The organism is Erythrobacter sp. JK5 (assembly GCF_018205975.1).
In the GTDB taxonomy this organism is placed as follows: domain Bacteria; phylum Pseudomonadota; class Alphaproteobacteria; order Sphingomonadales; family Sphingomonadaceae; genus Erythrobacter.
In genome coordinates this window covers 2,824,553-2,842,247 of sequence record NZ_CP073577.1, presented here as the reverse complement: position 1 = coordinate 2,842,247, position 17,695 = coordinate 2,824,553, and the positions used below count along the sequence as shown (strand labels likewise).

Sequence of the window (17,695 nt, the reverse complement as noted above, 5' to 3'; positions counted from 1 at the left end):
CCCAGGTCCCCGGGTCGCACCATGACAGTCAGCGGAGTACACCCATGACCACCCTGCATTCGAGCCTTGGCCCCAATCCGCGTCTGGTGCGGATGTTCCTGATCGAAAAGGGTCTCGTCGAAGGCGAGGATTTCCAACGCGTCCACTACGACATCATCACCGGCGAAAACCGGCAGGACGAGGCCTACCTGGCCAAGAACCCCTCGGCACGATCCCGACGCTCGAGCTCGACGACGGCACCTGCCTCACCGAAAGCTGGCCGATCTGCGAATTCATCGAGGAAGAGCACCCGCAGCCCAACCTGTTCGGCAGCTCCTCGCGCGAACGCGCCGAAGTCCGCAAATGGGTGCGGCTGTTCGACCAGGAAGTGGTGGTGCCGATGACCATGGGGTTCCGCGCCACCGGCGGGCGGCCGATGTTCGAACCGCGCATGCCGGTGGTCAGCCCCAATGCCGGTGCCGAACTGTCCGCCATGGCGGACGAAAAATGGCGCTGGTTCGACAGCGCGCTCGGCTCCGGAAACCATTTCGTCCTCGGCCGCTTTACCTTTGCCGACCTGATCGTGTTCTGTTTTGCGAATTTCGGCTTCACGGTAGGCTGGAAGCTACCCCAGGGCACCGCCAATCTCGCGCGCTTCATCGATCGGCACAACGGACGCGAGAGCGCGAAGGTGTGGCAGGATACCGAATAGTGCCCGATCTCTCGGGCAAGGTCGCGATCGTCACCGGCTGCGCCAGCGGGATTGGTGCGGCGACCGTCAGGCGGCTGCGCACGGACGGGGCCGACGTCCTCGGAACCGATATCGCCGTCGACGCGGGCACGGCGCTGTGCGAGCAGGCTGGCGCGCAGTTCGCGGAGCAGGACGTCGCCGATGTGGCGCTGTGGCCGGAGATCGTCTCCCGGGCGGTGAATGTCTGGGGTCGGCTCGACATTCTGGTCAACAATGCCGGGACGGTGTCCTCGCTATCGATCGAGGATGTGACCGACGAAGCGTGGGCGCGGATCTACGCGATCAACGTCACCGGCACGATGGCGGGTTGCCGCGCGGCGATTGCAGCGATGAAGGACAATCCAGACGGGTCGTCGGGCGCGATCGTCAATATCGCGTCGACCTCCGCCATGGCGGCGCTGCCGAGCGATGTCGCCTACTGTTCCAGCAAGGGCGCGGTGCGGGTGCTCTCGAAGTCGGTGGCGACGCATTGCGCCAAGCACGGCTACAACATCCGCTGCAACACCGTGATCCCGGGCGCGACAGAGACGGGAATCCTCACCGCGGCGGAAGAACAGATGCCCGGCCTGATGGCTGCCGTGGCCGCGACCTCGCCGCTCAACCGGCTGGCCGATCCAGCCGAGACCGCCGCCGCGATCGCCTTCCTCGCCAGCGACGAATGCCCGTTCATGACCGGTGCGGAAATGCTGGTCGATGGCGGAGCGCTGTCGATCCATCCGGGCTTCTAGGCCCGGCCCATCTTCTCCAGGTACCCGCTCGGACCCATCTGAGCGGCGGTCCACGCGAAGGCGATCATCGCGAGGATTCCTGCAACCACGCTCACACCGAACAGCGCGATGGCGAGACTGCCCGTACCGTATTCCTGCGCCAGCGCATCGCTGATCCCGCCGATCACCGCGAGGCCGATCGCCTGCCCGATCAGGTTGTTGAAGAACAGCGCGGTGGCGACCGCGAAACCGCGATTGGCTGGCTCCACCGCCGCCTGTATTCCCGACAGGATGGGTGCCTGGCTCGCGACGTAGATCGCGTACGCGAGCGCGAACCAGGCGAGGAACGTCCAGAAATTGTCGGACGTCAGCGCGAATGCGAGCGGGACGAGGCAGAAAAGGCTGACCAGCCCCGGTAACCAGGCGCGCCAGCGCTCGTCGCGCCGGGTCAGCCATTCGGTCAGGTAGCCGCCGAGTATCGGGCCCGGAATCCCGCCGAGTGCAAAGGTGAGGCCGAGATACAGCCCGATATCGCCGGTCGAGAATTCGAAGCTGCGGATCATCACCGGCGCCATCCATACGGCAAGCGCGTAGCCGATCACGATCTGCAGCGCCCATCCCGCCGCGAGGCCCAGGAACACGCGATTGCCGCCGATCAGCCCGATGGTCCGCGACAAGGTCACTTGCTTCACGGTCGACCCGGCAGGGGCGTAGCGTCCGCGCTCGGGCTCCTGCACAGTGAAATACAGCACAGCGCCGATCAGCAATCCCGGCAAGCCCATCAGGACGAACGCCCAGCGCCAGCCGAACGCTTCGGCGAGCAATCCGCCCGCGATCAGCCCGGTCGCCGTGCCAAGCGTGGCCCCGAGCGTGAGGAACCCCATCGCCCGCGCCAGCTCATCGCGCCGGAAATAGTCGGCGATGAGGCTCTGCGACGCCGGTCCCGAACATCCCTCGCCCACGCCCACTCCGGTGCGCGCGAAGAACAGGGTCCAGAACCCCGCCGCGAGGCCGCACAGCGCGGTCATCAGGCTCCAGAACGAGATCGCGGCGGCGACGATGTTCTTGCGCACCGACCGGTCGGCGAGCCGTGCGGCGGGGAAACCGGCGACGACATAGGTCGCGGTGAAAGCCAGTCCGCCGAGCAGGCCCAGCTGCAGGTCGGTCAGCGTGAATTCCGCCTTGATGTCCTCGATCAGGATCGAGAACACCAGACGGTCGGCGATCGAGAACAGGCTGACGACCGTCAGCAGCGCCAGAACATACCAGCGGTAGCCGCCCGGCTCAGTGATGCGGTCGGGCGTCGAGGCCATTGTCCACCGGGATCGTCAGCCCGTTGAGGAAGCGCGCCTCGTCGGAAGCGAGGAACAGCACGCAATTGGCCACGTCTTGCGGCGCGCCGAGCGCATCGGCGGCGAGCGGGCCGTCGGGAATGTCCATCAGCTCCTCGCCCGCGCGGCCTGAAACCTCGCGCACCATCGGGGTTTCGATCCCGCCCGGCGCGAGCGCGTTGCAGCGGATGCCGTAGCCTTCGTCCTGGCAATGCACCGCGATGCTGCGCGTCATCGAGGATATGCCGCCCTTCGCCGCGGTGTAGGCCGGAATATTGCCGTACCCCATCAGCGCCGCGGTCGAGGCCATGTTGATGATGGATGACCCGTTGCCGCCATTGGTCTTGTGACGATGCTTCATCAGCGGCAACGCGTATTTGCAGCCCAGGAACGTGCCGACCACATGGATGTCGAGATGCAGCTTGAAGTGATCGAGGGAGCAGTCCTCGATGCTTTCGAAGATCACGTTGCCGGCGTTGTTGACGAGGATGTCGAGCCCGCCGTGGCGCTCTTCGACCGCGTGCACCACGTCCTTCCATTGCTGCTCGTCGGTCACATCGAGCGCCATCGCATCGCCGCCGATCGAATCCGCCACCCGGTGCGCCAGTTCGACCTCACGATCGGTGACGATCACCTTGGCGCCTTCGCGCGCCAGCGCCTCACAATCGGCCTTGCCCAGCCCCATCGCGCCGCCGGTCACAAGCGCTATCCTGCCCTCGACCCGTCCCGCCATCACACTCTCCCCAATCTCCACTTCGCACGCAGCCTATTCGCGGCGCGGCGGCGCGCCACTGGCTAAAGCGATGGGAAAAATGTGAGGTGCGCCCGCTTCACAGCCGGGTATCTTCGGACGCCGGAGAGTGGCGATGATGGACAAGGCCGAAGTCGCGCGGCTGCGCGCGCTGATGGAATGGGAGGCGAGCCGCAGCGCCCCGCCCAAAGGCTTCCCCACGCTGCCCGACATGCCCGCCGCACGCTACACGTCGCCCGAATACTACGCGCTCGAGCAGCAGCACATCTTCCGCAAGAGCTGGCTGTTCGCCGGCCATATCGACGAAATCCCTGAGCCGGGCTGCTACATGCGCTGGCACAATGCCGGCGATCCGATCGTGATCGTGCACGGGATGGATCACACGGTGCGCGCGTTCTACAACACCTGTCGCCATCGCGGTGCGCCGGTCGTGACCGAGGATCGCGGCAAATCCTCGCGCCTGATGTGCGGCTATCACAACTGGACCTACAAGACCGACGGGACGTTGGTCGGGGTGCCCGAGCGGCAGGACTTCCCGCCCGATTTCGACATGCGCTGCAGGGGCCTGATCCCGGTCCGCTGCGAGCTGCTGGGCAATGTCATCTTCGTCAATTTCGACGACGACGCCATGCCACTGAGAGACTGGCTCGGTCCTTTGTGGGACGAATGGGAGGAGTTCGCCTTCGATAGGATCCGCCTTGCCGCGCGGCACAGTTTCGAGCTTAACTGTAACTGGAAGGTCGCGATGGAGGCCAACATGGAAGTCTACCATGTGCCCTATATCCATCCGACCACCGTCGCGCCGCTGGTCGACAGCAGGCGCAATCTCAACACGATGTATCCGAACGGCCACGCCCGGATGCTCGCCCCGCCGCCCGAACGGACCGATCGTGAGCATGTCCGCGCGATCGACAGCCCGCCGGAATGGCAGCCAATCGACAGCGTCGGCGAACTCGGCCGCACCTGCACGCAGAGCTATACGCTGTTTCCCAACTGGGTCTCGCCGCTGTCGAACTATTTCGTCCCGCCGCTGGTGTTCTGGCCCACGTCGCTCACCACCACCCGGCTCGAACTGGTGACGATGGCGCTCGACTGGGGAGACGGACCTGCGCCCGACCTGTGGACCGTGCCGGAGGAGACCCAGCTCAACGGCCGGCAGATGAGCCCGATCATCCTCGAGGACACGCAATTCGGCGAAGCGATCCAGCGTTCGATGCAGAGCGCGGCGTTTCGCAGCGTGCCGCTGTCCTATCAGGAAGCGCGGATATACGCCTTCCACCAGAGCTGCGACCGGATGATCGGGATCGACACTGTGCCGCCCGAACTGCGGATCGAACAGGTGATCGGCGAGGACTGGATCTGGCCCAACGATCCGCGCATCGCGCAGATGGAAGCCGCGCGCCAGGCCGCCGAGTGATCGCGCTGCAGCGCACAATTACGCTACGGAAACCGTGTTTTGGCGTCGCCATGTGGCGAGAATGCCGCACTTTGCCGCCTTCCCTAGCGCTTTTGCTAGATGAGCGCTCCCACCCCGACCCATACACATCGAGGCATACCGGAAGGCGTCTCGAGAGGGCGCGCTATCGAAGGTTGGGGAAATGGGGCGCTCGGCCCGAGCCGAGGCTCCAAGGGAGAGAGCACGATGACCAGACTTCACACCCGAATTGCCTCTGGTGACCACGCCCGGCTGCTGCGACGCGCCTTGCTGGCGGGGTCCGCAGCTGCAAGCCTGGTCGGAATGCCCAGCGTCGTTTTCGCGCAGGATGCCGAAACCGACGAGGCCGCAGATCAATACGACGATCGGGTCATTATCGTTCAGGCGCGGCGTCAGGACGAAAGCCTGCAGGAAGTCCCGGTAACCGTGACCGCGATCGGCGGCGATACGCTTGACAAATTCAGCGTCGACAATGTCGCCGACGTCACCAGCCGCGTGCCGACGCTCAATGTGCAGGTCGGCGGATCGGGCTCGGGTGGCCAGCTGAGCCTGCGGGGTGTGGGCTCATCCAACATTTCCGCCGCGTTCGACAGCGCCGTCGCGTTCGATTTTGACGGGGTTCAGGTATCGACCATGCGCCTGGTGCAGGCGGGCTTCTTCGATACCCAGCAGATCGACGTGCTCAAGGGCCCGCAATCGCTGTTCTTCGGGAAATCGGCGACGGCGGGCGTATTCTCGATCCGCTCGGCCAATCCGACCTCCGACTGGGAGGTGGGTGCGCGCGCATCCTACGAGTTCGAGGAAGAGGGCTACCTCGTCAGCGGCTATATCTCCGGCCCGATCAGCGACACGGTCGGCATCCGGCTCGCCGCGCAGTTCAACGACATCGACGAATTCCAGATCCTGCAGCCCGGGACCCCGGCTGTGAACCAGAAGCGCGGGCTGAAGGATTTCATCGCACGCGCGACGCTCGAATGGGAGCCGGACGACCGGTTCAAGGCCAATCTCAAGGTGCAATACACCAAGAACGAGAATGACGGCGCCATCGGCACGGCAGAGATCAGCTGCGGTGCCAATGGCCGCGCGGACGAAGTGTTCCTGCTCCAGGGCGGGCTCGTGATACCGGCTGGTTATGATTGCAACACCTCCGACCAGCGCTACTTCCTGCCCGACGCTGCGCCGCAGCTCGCACCCGGCATTCCCACCCCGTCGAAAGCGGCAGGACGCAACGGCGTGCCGTTCGGCGAGACCGAAATCTGGTTCGGTCGCCTGTTGTGGGAGCTCAACCTGTCGGATCACCTCGCGCTCACGTCGACCACCGGCATTCTCGACATGGATGCGGTCGATTTCGACTGCTATTCCTATGCCGGGGTGTTCCCGGGCGGAGTCCCGGGCGGCGTCGGCTGCTCCGATCCGATCAACTCGCTCGAACAGCTGACGCAGGAACTGCGGCTGACGTCCGATCTGGACGGTGCGTTCAACTTCATGCTCGGCGCATTCTACGAAGACCGGACCTTTATCTTCGACACCGCGCAGAACGGGGTGAACATCTCGTTCCTCGCAGCAGATCCGATAACCGGCTTCACCTACGACTGGGACAAGACCCATACGACCAAGACAGAAGCCCTTTCGTTCTTCGGCAGCGCGATCATCGACCTGACCGACCAGCTCGAGCTGTCGGGCGGCGTGCGGTGGACCGATGAGACCAAGATCCAGACGATCGAGGTCCCGTTCCTGCATCTGTTCCTGCAAGGACCGGGCTTCGTGGCTCCGGGCTTCTTCTCGGGTCCGATCACTTTTCAGGATGACAATTTCTCGCCCGAAGTGACATTGCGCTACCAGGCGGCGGACGACATCAACATCTTCGCCTCGTTCAAGACCGGGTTCAAATCCGGCGGGATCGACAACTCGGCGCTGCCTTCAAACAGCCTCAGCGCCGCCGCTCTATCGGGCGATTTCAGCTCGCTGATCTTCGATTCCGAAGAGGCGATCGGCGGTGAAATCGGCGTCAAGTCGCAGTTCGCCGACCGCACGTTCACGCTTAACGCCACCGCTTACTACTATGTCTTCACCGATCTCCAGGTGCAGAACTTCAACGCGACGACGATCCAGTTCGTCACCAGCAACGCCGGCGAGTTGACGACCAAGGGCGTCGATGTCGAATGGGGTTGGCGCACCCCGGTCGAAGGGCTGAACCTGTCGGGGAACCTCTCCTACCTCGATGCGCAGTATACCGACCAGTTCCTGCAACCGGGCGGCGCGGGTGGCACCATCGATCTCGACGGGCGGCGCGCAAGCCAGTCGCCCGAATGGGCCGGCAACATCGCATTCGACTGGGCAGTGCCGGTGAACGACAGCATCGAGTTCCTCGTTTCGGGCAACGCTGCCTACAACGATGGCTACATCACCGACGAGGCGACTCTGAATGACTTCGTCCAGCCGAGCTTCTGGACGCTCGATGCGACGGTCGGAATCGGCCATCCGGACGGCAACTGGCGGCTGTCGCTGATCGGAACCAACCTGACCGACGAGATCTTCGTCATCACCTCGGGCGGGCGTCCGTTCCTCGCGCCTCCGGGCAACCTCAACGGCCTGCCGGTGGGCGACGACCTGGTGCTGACGCAGAACCGCGGGCGGCAGGTGTTCGTGGAAGCACGTTTCAAGTTCTAGATTTCGTAGGGATCGTCACCAGCGGGCGGACCTTGCGAGGTTCGCCCGTTTGCTTTGGCGTTCTCACAAAAGTGAGCATTGCGAGCGGAGCACCTGCGGGCGCATCCTGAACCCATTGATTGGAGGATCGACATGTCGCGCGAAGAACTGATCGCCATGACCCGCAATCTGGTGGCGCACGGGGCTGCCGATACGATGGAGTATGCCGACGAGGTCGTGCGGGTGCCCGCCAGCACCTATACCGATCCCGACCTGTTCGAACTCGAAAAGCGCAACATCTTCCGTCGCCTGCCGCTGATGGTCGCCCCGTCATGCGAATTGCCCGAGCCGGGCGATTACAAGGCGATGGACATTTGCGGAGTGCCGCTGCTGCTCACCCGCCAGCGCGACGGGACGGTCGGCGCGTTCCTCAACATGTGCAGTCATCGCGGCAACCCGGTGGTGCCGAACGGAACCGGCAACGGCACCCGCTTCACCTGCGGCTACCATGGCTGGACCTTCAAGAACGATGGCGACCTGGTGGGCGTTGCGAGCCCGAAGGATTTCGGCGCGGTCGACAAGGCGGCGCTGTGCCTGAAGCGGTTCCCGGTCTACGAAAGCGCGGGGCTGATCTGGGCGACGCTCGATGCGGACTCGAAGCTTTCGATCGCTGACTATCTGTGCGGCTACGACGAGCTGCTCGCCGCGTTCGAGTTCGACGGGTGGACGCTGTTCAGCCAGCGCACGCTGTCGGGGCCGAACTGGAAGACCGCCTATGACGGCTATCTCGATTTCTACCACCTGCCGGTGCTGCACAAGGACACGTTCGGGGCGGACTTCTACAACCGCGCCAACTTCTTCGCATGGGGCCCGCATCAGCGACTCTCCACCCCGTCGAAATTTGCGATCAAGGTATCGAGCGACGACGATCAGCAGCTTGATCTGGAAGAACTGAGCGACGACGAACTGCCCCAGGACGTGCTGGTGCAGGGCGTGTGGACGATCTTCCCGCACATCTCGATCGCGAGCTTTTATGGCGGCGGGCAGCGCGGGGCGATGATCTCGCAGCTGTTCCCGGGCGACGCGGTTGGCGAAAGCTACACCACGCAATTCTATGTCATGGAGAACCAGCCTGAGACCGAGGCCGACGTGAAATCGGCGCACGAGCAGTTCGACTTCCTCGAAATCGTGGTCCGCGACGAGGACTACAAGACCGGAAAGCGCCAGCACGCGGCGCTGCAATCGGGGCTGCTCAAGGAAGTGCTGTTCGGTCGCAACGAGCGTGGCGGGCAGGTGTTTCACCAGTGGGCCGCGAAACTTACTCATGCGAGCGACGAGGAATTGCTGGAGATCTTCGCGCCGGAGCAAAGGGAAGCGGCGGAGTAGGCGTTCGGCCTCGCATTCGGAATGACTGCTTATGTGATTTGTGGAGTTTGGTCTGGAGGTCCGGGACTGGGGTGGGAAGCGGACGGTCTGCACTGGCAACTCAAGGCAATCAATGTGGACGCAGTCTTCCGGAGCCTCACCTTGACAAACAAGACTACGTAGATCCTATTCCATCCGGGTCGCGCCGGATATCCAAAGGGGGAATTGGATGAACGACGCAAGCGGTGTGCAGATTCGACCTGAACGAATTGAATTTGTCGATGCCCTTCGAGGTTTCGCCTTGTTCGGATTGCTCATGGTGCATGCGGCTGAAGCATTTGGCGTGGGTCTATCGCGATCGACCGACGATCCGTGGGGGCAGGCCATTTTCTTCCTCTTCGGCAGCAAGGCTTTCGCGATATTTGCGCTACTTTTTGGGTTCAGCTTCGCAACAATCATGGCCAACCAGCGCGGACGCGGCGTCGATTTCACAGGCCGTTTTGCATGGCGACTGTTGCTCCTCTTGGGGATCGGATTTGTCCACTCGCTGCTGTATTCCCCCGAGATTCTCCGGTTGCTCGCGTTTCTGGGCCTTCTGCTGATCCCGCTGGACAGAATTCGCAGCAATTACGCACTGATGGCAATTGCGGCCCTGCTTTTCCTTCAGATCCCGCTGCTGATTCAATGGCAGCTGGCCAATTGGGGCAATGCCTTTGCAGCATCAGAACCCTATTTTGCCAGCTCCAACCTTTGGGATGTCTTCAAAAACGGCAGCTTGGGAGAACTCATCAGTGCGAATTTGATCGAGGGCAACCTCGTCAAGTGGTCAATAAACTGGTCGTTTGGCAGGGTATGCGAGATTGCCGGACTGTTTGCCGTTGGCGTTGTCATTCAGCGCACAGGTTTCTTCGCCCGCATTGCGAAAGATCGAGGGATTGCATCGGCTCTGTTTCTCATTGCCGGCATCATCTTCGCGATCCTGGAATTCGTCGTGAAGCCGATGGTCCCCGGATCAGCATCAGACGGCACGTTTGCGATCGGACCCTTTACCGAGCGGGCAATCCTGTTCCAGTGGATAGGGATCAGCGCAATAACAGCGCAAGTCGGGCTGCTGGCGCTTTTGTGGAATTCGCCAGTGCAATGGCTCGTTGGCCTGTTCAGGGGGCCCGGGCGAATGACTCTTACGCTTTACGTTGCGCATTCATTCATCGCCGTTCCCATCCTGTATCAATTCGGTCTGGGAATGGCTGAGGTGTGGGACACGCAAACGAGAATCTCGCTCGCAATCGCCTTTTTCGGATTGCAGATCGTGTTCGCCCATTGGTGGTATGCTCGATACCGCTATGGACCGCTGGAATGGACTTGGCGCGCGGCAACCCTGAACGACTGGAAAGTGCCGCTGCGCAAGAGTGTTCAACCAGCTTAACTGGTTAAGCCCTGCGACGTCTTCATCTCAAGGAGATAGCGCAAGCTGTGTCCGCTTTTGGCAAAAAAGTGGCGGGAGTTCATGGCTGACATTGGGGTCGTTAATCGACATTCCGCTGTCAGGCGGCGATCAGAGCAAAGCGGTCGAGGAAGTTGCCCACCCCCAGCCCCTCCCGCAAGCGGGAGGGGAGCGAGACTTACTGAGCCGGAGGCGAAGTTGGTCGCAGCGGGGTGGGCTCGGTGTGAACCTAGCCAAACGCCGGCCGGAAGTTCGACTCGCCCCAATCCTGTCGCTTGGTCCATTCGCCCAGCGTTTCCAGTTCGCCGTCAAGCTCGGGGAAGCGCTCCAGCACGTAGTCCATATCGACTTCGAACGGTTTGGTCGGCGCGGTGTTGTTGTATTCGTAGAACGCCGCGATCCCGGCGGCGAAGTCTGCGCGCATTTCTTCCGGCATGGTGTCCCCGGCAGCGTCGACGAGATACTTGCCGAATTCCTCCGGCGTGCAGGGATCGTACCGGATTTCCTTGTCGAGCGCTTCGGACAGATATTGCGTTACCTGCTTGCCGACCAGCCGTTCCGGCCCGCCGATATTGAGCCACGCGCCCTCCATGTCGGGGCGTTCGAGGCTGGTGAGCATGAACCTCGCCACGTCATCCAGGCTGATCCAATTGGCTTCCAGCTGCGGGTTGTGCGGATACACGTAGCGGCCTTCGTTGACGATGAAGGGCCGCGCCCAGTTGGTCAGCAGATTGTCCATGAACAGCACGCTGCCGAACACCGTGCCCGGGCAGCCCGAGCGCCACAGCGCATTGATCCCCTTGGTGTTCTCGCCATAGGTGAAGGGGTCGCCCGGCCGATCGGGGATCCAGCTCGACGTGTTCCACACCAGCCGCTTGACCCCCAGCTCCGCGCCGACCTTGCCGAGATCGCCGATCAGCACCGCTCGGTCAGCGCGCGCCTGCAGCGGGTGGGTGTAGAAGATGTAATCGGTGCCTTCGAGTGCAGGCTTGAAAGTCGCTGGATCGTAGAGGTCCATCGGCCGCACCTCGACGCGTTCGATCCCGTCGATCCTGGCCCCGCCGAACGGGTCTTCCTGCCGCGAGATCGCGCGCACATCATAGCCCGCTTTCAGCCCCTGCCGCACCTGCGCCATGCCCTGCCGCCCGGATGCGCCGATTACCGTGATGAGTGCCATCTGAATTCCTCCTCCGTTGCTGCGGAGACTAGAAATCGCACCCGCCGCGCGCACCGCGCCAAAGTGATAGCGCTGTCAAAACTGAGGGTTCAAACTAGCAAAAGCGGCCCTTGCCGTAACGGCGGAGGGTCGTGAGAAGCGACGCCATGGAGAACCGCTTCTGGCGCATCGAGCGCCGTCCCGAGGGCACCGATTTTTCGAGCGCGCTGGCGCTGGTCGAAGCGCCCTTGCCCGCACTCGCCGACGGTGAAATCCGGATCAGGAACGCCATGCTGTCGATGGATGCGGGCACGCGGATGTGGCTGACCGATCGCGAGGACGGGTACCAGCCGCCGCTTCCGGTCGGATCGCCGATGACCGGGCTCGTGCTCGGCGAAGTCATGGCGAGCAAGGCCGAAGGATTCCGCGAAGGCGATCTCGTTCGCGCATTCGGGGTGTGGGGAGCAATGAGCCAGGTCGATGCGGCGCTGTCCGGCGCGATGAAGCTCGATCCCTCCGTCGAGGACAGGCGCGCATGGTTCGGGCCGCTTGGGATGAATGGCTGGACGGCGCTGTGGGGCATCACCGAAACGGGCGCGGCCAAACCGGGCGAACGGGTGCTCGTCTCCGCCGCGGCCGGAGCGACCGGGATGCTCGCGGTCCAGATTGCGAGGATCATTGGCTGCGAAGCCTGGGGCATCGCCGGCGGCGCGGCAAAGTGCGGGTTTCTCGAAGACAATCTCAAAATCGCGGGCGCGGTCGACTACAAGGCGGCCGATTTCGACCACCAGCTCGACGCGGCCTGTTCCGGGCCAGGCGGGATTGACGTATATTTCGACAATGTCGGCGGGTCGCTGCTCGACGCGGTTCTCACGCGGATGAACCACTACGGGCGGATAGCGGTCTGCGGCCTGCTGGCCGATTACGGTTTGGGCACGCGCACTGCCCCGCGCGAATTCGACCAGGTGCTGATGCGGCGGCTGCGGATCGAGGGCTTCTTCTCGCCCGATTTCATGGACCAGGGCGAGCGCCTGACCGCGCAGCTGCGCGAATGGGTGGAGAGCGGGGAGTTGGCGATGCCGTACGACGTCACGCGGGGGCTGGAGAACACTCTCCACGCCTATGGCAAGATGTTCACCGGCGGCAATATCGGCAAGGTCATCGTGGAGCTGGAGCAATGAACGGATCGCTCGAAGACCGCGCCGCAATCGCCGATATCATCGCCGCTTATGCCCACGCGATCGACCGCCGCCGGTGGAAAATGATGGAAAGCCTGTTCCATGACGACGCGCAGTTCCAGTTCGGCACCGTGCTCGGCGACTGGCGCGGCTTCGTCGAACAGGCCCGCGCGATTATCGACCCCTGCCTCGCCACCCAACACCAGCTGGGGCAGGTGCAGTTCGGCTTTCATGGCGACTCCATCTGCCACACCGAGACCTACATGACCGCAATGCACACAATTCCGGCAGGCTACCCCGTGCCCGACGTGTTTCCCGACAAGGGCACAGTCTACTCGGCGGTGATCGCCGGGCGCTATGTTGACCGGTTCGAAAGACGAGACGGCGAATGGCGCATTGCGCAGCGCACCGGCCTCTACGACTGGCGCGAGTTCCGCAAGGTGGACGGCGTGGACCTGTCTGAGATGCCCGAAGGATCATGCGGGTACCACGACGCACGCGACCCCTCGACGCCGGTGGTGCAGAGGTGGCTGGGCTAGCTTCGCTTGATTGCGAATACGCCGGTCATCGTCGCGATCGGGCCTCCATCGCGCAGGATTTCGCCCGACGTATAGGCGGTCCGCCCGCCAAGCCGATCGATCCGCACCAGCGCTTCGAGCCAGTCGCCAAGGCTGGCCGCGTGCAGGTAATTCACCCCGAGAGTGATCGTCGACGGCGTGAGGCGCGGGCGTTCGGCATCGTAGACGGCATGGCTCAAAGCGACGTCGGCGAAGGTCGAAATCACCCCGCCGTGCGCCGCGTCGCGGTAATTGATGTGATGCGGCATTATCCTCAATCCGACGATCTGCGGTCCGCCTTCCCTGTGCTTGAGAAAGTAGGGTCCGCCATGGTCGAGGAACCCCGGCGAGAATTGCGCGCGTTCGAAGCCATCGGGGGTGTGCTCTTCGGCCATGCCCTTCTTTAGCGCAACCGGCCGCGACGCGAGGGCTATGAATTGTGCCAATCCCCCCGCTACGGGTGCTCGCCTAGTTTCGCCGGCAATGACAGAAGCTCCGCACACCCTCGCCGCCGCCTCGTTCTGCGACGTCGTTCGCGATCATACCCGCGCGCGCGGCGACACCGTAGCCTTCACCTTCGGCGAGGAAACGATCACCTTCGCCGAGCTGGATGCCGGCAGCAACCGCGCCGCGCACGGGCTGATGGCGCTGGGCGTGGGCAAGGGTGACCGGGTGGCGTATCTCGGCAAGAACCACCCGCTCTATTTCGAGGCGCTGCTGGGCGCAGCGAAGATCGGCGCGGTGATGACCCCGGTGAACTGGCGGCTCGCCCCGCCCGAAGTCGCCTACATCCTCGACAATTGTGACGCGAGCGTCGTGTTCGTGGGCGCAGGTTTCGCCGATGTGCTGGCGCAGGTACGGGCCGACACCCCGCTGGTCGAACACGTGATCGGGATCGACGCGCCCGACCATTCCGGTACCGACTATCGCAGCTGGCGCGACGGGTTCGAAGCCGACGCTCCGGATGTCCGGATCGCCCTCGATGACGACGCGCTCCAGCTCTACACATCGGGCACGACCGGCAAGCCAAAGGGCGCGGTCATCACCCACGGATCGATCCTTTCGAGCCGCGACCCGCAGTACGATGCGCTGGTCCGCCAGTGGCAGCAGCCGGTCGAGGGCGACGTGACGCTGCTCGCCATGCCGTGCTTTCATATCAGCGGCACCGGATCGGGTATCACGACGATGATCGCAGGTACCAACGCGATCGTGCTGCCCGAATACGATCCGACCAGGGCGCTGGACCTGATCGAGAATTACAACATCTCGAAGATCTTCCTCGTCCCCGCCGCGATCCAGATCCTGCTCAATCATCCGCGCGTGAAACAGGTGGATTTCAGCCGCCTCAAATACGTCACCTACGGTGCCTCTCCGATCCCGCTCGAACTGATGCGCGAGGCGATGCGGATACTCGGCTGCGGCTTCGTGCAGATGTACGGGATGACCGAGACCAGCGGCACGATCGTCGCGCTCGATCCCGAGGATCACGTCCCCGAAGGCTCACCGAAAATGCGCAGCGTCGGAACGCCGCTGCCGGGCGTCGAGATCAAGATCATCGACGAGGCCGGCGCGGAAGTGCCGGCCGGAACGGTTGGCGAAATCGCCACGCGCTCGAGCAAGAACATGCGCGGCTACTACAACAACCCGCAGGCCACCGCCGAAACGATCGACGCCGAGGGGTGGCTGCGCACCGGCGATGCCGGCTATCTCGACGCGGACGGCTATCTCTACATTCACGACCGGGTGAAGGACATGATCATCTCCGGCGGCGAGAACGTGTACCCGGCCGAGGTCGAGAACGCGCTCTACGCGCATCCGAAGGTGGCCGATGTCGCGGTGATCGGCATCCCCTCGGAAAAATGGGGCGAGGAAGTGAAGGCCTGCGTCGTCGTGAAGGACGGCGAGGAACTGACCGAATCCGAAATCATCGCCCACGCCCGCGAGCATATCGCCGGATACAAGTGCCCCAAATCGGTCGATTTCATCGCCGCCCTGCCGCGCAACCCCTCGGGCAAGATCCTGCGCCGCGAGCTGCGCGCGCCCTATTGGGAAGGCAAAGACCGCGCCGTCAATTAGGGCGATCAATCGAGGAGACACCAATGGCAGGCGAAGCACAGCGCGTGATCGAGCAATTCTGGGCAATCCAGGATGCAGGCGACTACACCAAACTAGCGCCCCTCTTTGCCGAAGACGCGCTGCTCGAAGACCCGATCTGGGGCCGCTACGAAGGGCGCGAGGCGATCCTCGGTTTCATGACCACGATGGTGAAGGAAATGGGCGAGCGGAAGATCCACTTCACCGTCGACGAAATCTGCGGCGACGATCACGCCGTGTGGGCGCGCTGGACCATGCACTCTCCGGAGGGATCGAGGGGCGGGGTCGGCATCTACAAGGTCGCGGACGGCCAGCTGACCTATTACCGCGACTACATGGACCCGCCCGCCGAGGGCTAGAGCTCGCGATACTCCGGGTGCCCGCCCGCATCGATCCGGAAGGTCGGCAGCGGGAAATCCGGGTCGGGCTCGAACAGCGGCTGGGCCGTCAGCGGGCTTTTCCAGTCGAGGATGTAGGTGCGCGCCGAGATGCGCCATTCGTTGTCACGCTTCTCCCACTCGTCGAGATAACGCCCGCCGATCAGGTCGCCCGCGATGCTGCCATCCTCCTGCCAGCGCCCGCCGCCGAAAATGCCGTAGCATTCGCTGCTCGCGCTGGTCGGTGAGTGGAACCGGATCAGCGGCTGCGACAGCATGTGCCAGCGCCGCGCGAGATTGCGCTCGGTCTCCATCACTACCGGCAGGAAGTCCTCGGCGCGACCGGTGAAGAATCCGTATTCGATCTGCGCGTCGGGCCAGTAGCAACTCGCCTGCCCTTCCTCGTCGAGCCAGTCGAGCGTGCGGCAATAGCGCTGGATCACCTCGCCGATCGCCTGCTTGTCGATGAGTTCCTGAACGGTCCGTTCCACTCCACATCCTCCCCAATCCGCCAATTGTGCGCAGCGAGTATCGCGGGGATGCTGCGGCCAAGACCAGTGGCAAATTCGGGAGTGCGACAGTGGCAAGTGCGGCGGACGATCGGCTGAACATCAACCTGTTCGATCCCGAACTGCAGCAATGCCCTTACGACGCCTACAAGCAGCTGCGCGACGAGGCACCGGTCTACAACATCCCCGGCACCGACATGTGGGTCGTCAGCCGCTACGACGACGTGCGCGAAGTGCTGATGGACCCGCAGCGCTTCCCCAGCTCTTCCGCCGACAGCCAGTTTCGCGCGAGCGCCGGAGACATGGAACGCGCGCAGAAGGTCGCCGCCCGGTTCGAGGAAAATGGCTGGGTCCCCGCCCCGACGCTCAACGGGCGCGACGATCCGGGCCACAAGCAGATGCGCGCCATGTTCAACCAGGCGTTCAAGCCATCGACAATCAAGGAGATCGATCCGCAGGTCGAAGCGCTGGCCTACGAGCTGATCGACGGCTTTATCGAGGACGGCCAGTGCGAGTGGGTGAAGGCGTTCTGCGTGCCGCTGCCGCTGTTCATCATTGGCGAACAGATGGGCGCGAAACGCGAGGATATGTGGCGGATCAAGCGCTGGACCGACGCGTTCTTCCAGCGCATCTCGCTGATGCTGCCCGAAGACCGGCACATGGAAATGGTCGACCGCGAGATCGAGGCGCAGCACTATTTCCAGCCGATCTTCGAGCGGCTGCGCGAGCATCCCGACGACTCGCTCATCAGCGTGCTCGTCAACACCGTGATCGAGGAATGGGGCCGACCGCTCACCGACAACGAACTCCACGCCGAGATGATGGCGGATACCTTCGTCGGCGGCAGCGAGACCACCACCAACGCGCTGGCTGCAGGGATGAAACTGCTGATCGAGAACAAGGATGTCTGGCAGCAACTCAAGTCCGACCCCGACAAATACATGAAGACCTTCGTCGAGGAAGTCGTGCGGCTTGAAAGCCCGGTCCAGTCGCTGATGCGGTTCGTGCGCGAGGAGACCGAGCTGGCCGGCGTGACGATCCCGGCGGGCGCGATGATCAATATCCGCTTCGCCGCCGCCAACCGCGACGAGCGCGCGTTCGAATGCCCCGAGAAGCTCGACCTCGACCGGCCCCGCGCGGGCGCTCACATGGGGTTCGGCTCAGGGACGCATCACTGCCTCGGCGCCCCGCTCGCCCGGCGCGAGCTCATCTGGGGTTTTACCGCGGTGGTCGACCGGTTCGAAGATATGTGGTTCGCCGAAGGCAGGAACGACTTCGCATACCACCCGCACTTCCTGCTCCGCTCGCTGAAAGAGCTGCATATCGAGTTTGAGCCGAAGAAGCCCTAGCCATCCGTCATTGCGAGCCGCGAAGCGGCGCGGCAATCCAGGGCCGCAGAACACAAACGCTCT

The 17,695-nt window shown here is 63.5% G+C and carries 16 protein-coding genes; 11 read left to right on the top strand and 5 right to left on the bottom strand.

Annotation, left to right across the window (positions count from 1 at the left end; translation table 11 throughout):
* The first annotated feature begins 346 nt into the window (after positions 1-346).
* Both KDC96_RS13845 and KDC96_RS13840 read left to right on the top strand, forming a co-directional pair.
* Positions 347-691, top strand: coding sequence for a glutathione binding-like protein (locus tag KDC96_RS13845; RefSeq protein WP_212448976.1), 345 nt, complete (start codon positions 347-349; stop codon positions 689-691).
* The gene (locus KDC96_RS13840; protein ID WP_212448975.1) at positions 691-1,458 is read left to right on the top strand and encodes an SDR family NAD(P)-dependent oxidoreductase; all 768 of its coding nucleotides are present in this window, start codon (positions 691-693) and stop codon (positions 1,456-1,458) included. The genes KDC96_RS13845 and KDC96_RS13840 overlap by 1 nt, the downstream gene beginning before the upstream one ends.
* On the opposite strand, the gene KDC96_RS13835 is transcribed toward KDC96_RS13840, so the two are convergent.
* Both KDC96_RS13835 and KDC96_RS13830 read right to left on the bottom strand, forming a co-directional pair.
* Entirely contained in the window at positions 1,455-2,750 is a 1,296-nt protein-coding gene (locus tag KDC96_RS13835; protein WP_212448974.1) for an MFS transporter, read from the bottom strand. The two genes, KDC96_RS13840 and KDC96_RS13835, sit on opposite strands and share 4 nt — an antisense overlap.
* Entirely contained in the window at positions 2,722-3,501 is a 780-nt protein-coding gene (locus tag KDC96_RS13830; protein WP_212448973.1) for an SDR family oxidoreductase, read from the bottom strand. Before KDC96_RS13830 ends, KDC96_RS13835 begins: the two co-directional genes overlap by 29 nt.
* A 133-nt stretch (positions 3,502-3,634) precedes the next feature.
* Here KDC96_RS13830 and KDC96_RS13825 point away from each other — a divergent pair, with 133 nt between their 5' ends.
* The 4 genes from KDC96_RS13825 to KDC96_RS13810 all read left to right on the top strand — a co-directional run bounded on the left by KDC96_RS13825 (position 3,635) and on the right by KDC96_RS13810 (position 10,394).
* Complete coding sequence (locus KDC96_RS13825) at positions 3,635-4,936, top strand: aromatic ring-hydroxylating dioxygenase subunit alpha (protein ID WP_249171807.1); 1,302 nt, start codon at positions 3,635-3,637, stop codon at positions 4,934-4,936.
* A gap of 225 nt (positions 4,937-5,161) precedes the next feature.
* Positions 5,162-7,624 (top strand): TonB-dependent receptor, encoded by a 2,463-nt coding sequence (locus tag KDC96_RS13820; RefSeq protein WP_212448972.1) that lies wholly within the window; start codon positions 5,162-5,164, stop codon positions 7,622-7,624.
* Between the two features lie 132 nt (positions 7,625-7,756).
* Positions 7,757-8,989, top strand: a complete 1,233-nt coding sequence (locus tag KDC96_RS13815) for an aromatic ring-hydroxylating dioxygenase subunit alpha (RefSeq protein WP_212448971.1) — start codon at positions 7,757-7,759, stop codon at positions 8,987-8,989.
* 208 nt (positions 8,990-9,197) lie between these two features.
* Positions 9,198-10,394 carry a DUF418 domain-containing protein gene (locus KDC96_RS13810; RefSeq protein ID WP_212448970.1) on the top strand — a complete coding sequence of 399 codons (1,197 nt, stop codon included), beginning with the start codon at positions 9,198-9,200 and terminating at the stop codon, positions 10,392-10,394.
* A gap of 247 nt (positions 10,395-10,641) precedes the next feature.
* Here the strand turns inward: KDC96_RS13810 and KDC96_RS13805 are convergent, their stop codons facing one another.
* Positions 10,642-11,589 (bottom strand): SDR family oxidoreductase, encoded by a 948-nt coding sequence (locus KDC96_RS13805; protein WP_212448969.1) that lies wholly within the window; start codon positions 11,587-11,589, stop codon positions 10,642-10,644.
* A gap of 131 nt (positions 11,590-11,720) precedes the next feature.
* On the opposite strand from KDC96_RS13805, the gene KDC96_RS13800 reads away from it, so the two are divergent.
* Positions 11,721-12,749 carry an NADP-dependent oxidoreductase gene (locus tag KDC96_RS13800; protein ID WP_371815492.1) on the top strand — a complete coding sequence of 343 codons (1,029 nt, stop codon included), beginning with the start codon at positions 11,721-11,723 and terminating at the stop codon, positions 12,747-12,749.
* On the top strand, positions 12,746-13,285 hold the full coding sequence (locus KDC96_RS13795) for a nuclear transport factor 2 family protein (protein WP_212448968.1): 540 nt from the start codon (positions 12,746-12,748) through the stop codon (positions 13,283-13,285). The genes KDC96_RS13800 and KDC96_RS13795 overlap by 4 nt, the downstream gene beginning before the upstream one ends.
* Here KDC96_RS13795 and KDC96_RS13790 read toward each other — a convergent pair.
* Positions 13,282-13,698 (bottom strand): PaaI family thioesterase, encoded by a 417-nt coding sequence (locus KDC96_RS13790; RefSeq protein ID WP_212448967.1) that lies wholly within the window; start codon positions 13,696-13,698, stop codon positions 13,282-13,284. The genes KDC96_RS13795 and KDC96_RS13790 overlap by 4 nt on opposite strands.
* 88 nt (positions 13,699-13,786) lie before the next feature.
* Between KDC96_RS13790 and KDC96_RS13785 the strand changes: the two genes are divergently transcribed.
* Positions 13,787-15,379, top strand: coding sequence for a fatty acid--CoA ligase (locus KDC96_RS13785; protein WP_212448966.1), 1,593 nt, complete (start codon positions 13,787-13,789; stop codon positions 15,377-15,379).
* Between the two features lie 23 nt (positions 15,380-15,402).
* The gene (locus KDC96_RS13780; RefSeq protein WP_212448965.1) at positions 15,403-15,756 is read left to right on the top strand and encodes a nuclear transport factor 2 family protein; all 354 of its coding nucleotides are present in this window, start codon (positions 15,403-15,405) and stop codon (positions 15,754-15,756) included.
* Here KDC96_RS13780 and KDC96_RS13775 read toward each other — a convergent pair.
* Positions 15,753-16,265 carry a nuclear transport factor 2 family protein gene (locus KDC96_RS13775; RefSeq protein WP_212448964.1) on the bottom strand — a complete coding sequence of 171 codons (513 nt, stop codon included), beginning with the start codon at positions 16,263-16,265 and terminating at the stop codon, positions 15,753-15,755. The genes KDC96_RS13780 and KDC96_RS13775 overlap by 4 nt on opposite strands.
* Positions 16,266-16,354: 89 nt before the next feature.
* On the opposite strand from KDC96_RS13775, the gene KDC96_RS13770 reads away from it, so the two are divergent.
* Entirely contained in the window at positions 16,355-17,632 is a 1,278-nt protein-coding gene (locus tag KDC96_RS13770) for a cytochrome P450 (protein ID WP_212448963.1), read from the top strand.
* Positions 17,633-17,695: the final 63 nt, after the last annotated feature.

Bases quoted from the DNA above. Each gene is read 5' to 3' on its own strand.
- KDC96_RS13835 (WP_212448974.1), bottom strand. From the start codon at position 2,750: ATGGCCTCGACGCCCGACCGCATCACTGAGCCGGGCGGCTACCGCTGG.
- KDC96_RS13830 (WP_212448973.1), bottom strand. From the start codon at position 3,501: ATGGCGGGACGGGTCGAGGGCAGGATAGCGCTTGTGACCGGCGGCGCG.
- KDC96_RS13825 (WP_249171807.1), top strand. From the start codon at position 3,635: ATGATGGACAAGGCCGAAGTCGCGCGGCTGCGCGCGCTGATGGAATGG.
- KDC96_RS13820 (WP_212448972.1), top strand. From the start codon at position 5,162: ATGACCAGACTTCACACCCGAATTGCCTCTGGTGACCACGCCCGGCTG.
- KDC96_RS13815 (WP_212448971.1), top strand. From the start codon at position 7,757: ATGTCGCGCGAAGAACTGATCGCCATGACCCGCAATCTGGTGGCGCAC.
- KDC96_RS13810 (WP_212448970.1), top strand. From the start codon at position 9,198: ATGAACGACGCAAGCGGTGTGCAGATTCGACCTGAACGAATTGAATTT.
- KDC96_RS13805 (WP_212448969.1), bottom strand. From the start codon at position 11,589: ATGGCACTCATCACGGTAATCGGCGCATCCGGGCGGCAGGGCATGGCG.
- KDC96_RS13795 (WP_212448968.1), top strand. From the start codon at position 12,746: ATGAACGGATCGCTCGAAGACCGCGCCGCAATCGCCGATATCATCGCC.
- KDC96_RS13790 (WP_212448967.1), bottom strand. From the start codon at position 13,698: ATGGCCGAAGAGCACACCCCCGATGGCTTCGAACGCGCGCAATTCTCG.
- KDC96_RS13785 (WP_212448966.1), top strand. From the start codon at position 13,787: ATGACAGAAGCTCCGCACACCCTCGCCGCCGCCTCGTTCTGCGACGTC.
- KDC96_RS13780 (WP_212448965.1), top strand. From the start codon at position 15,403: ATGGCAGGCGAAGCACAGCGCGTGATCGAGCAATTCTGGGCAATCCAG.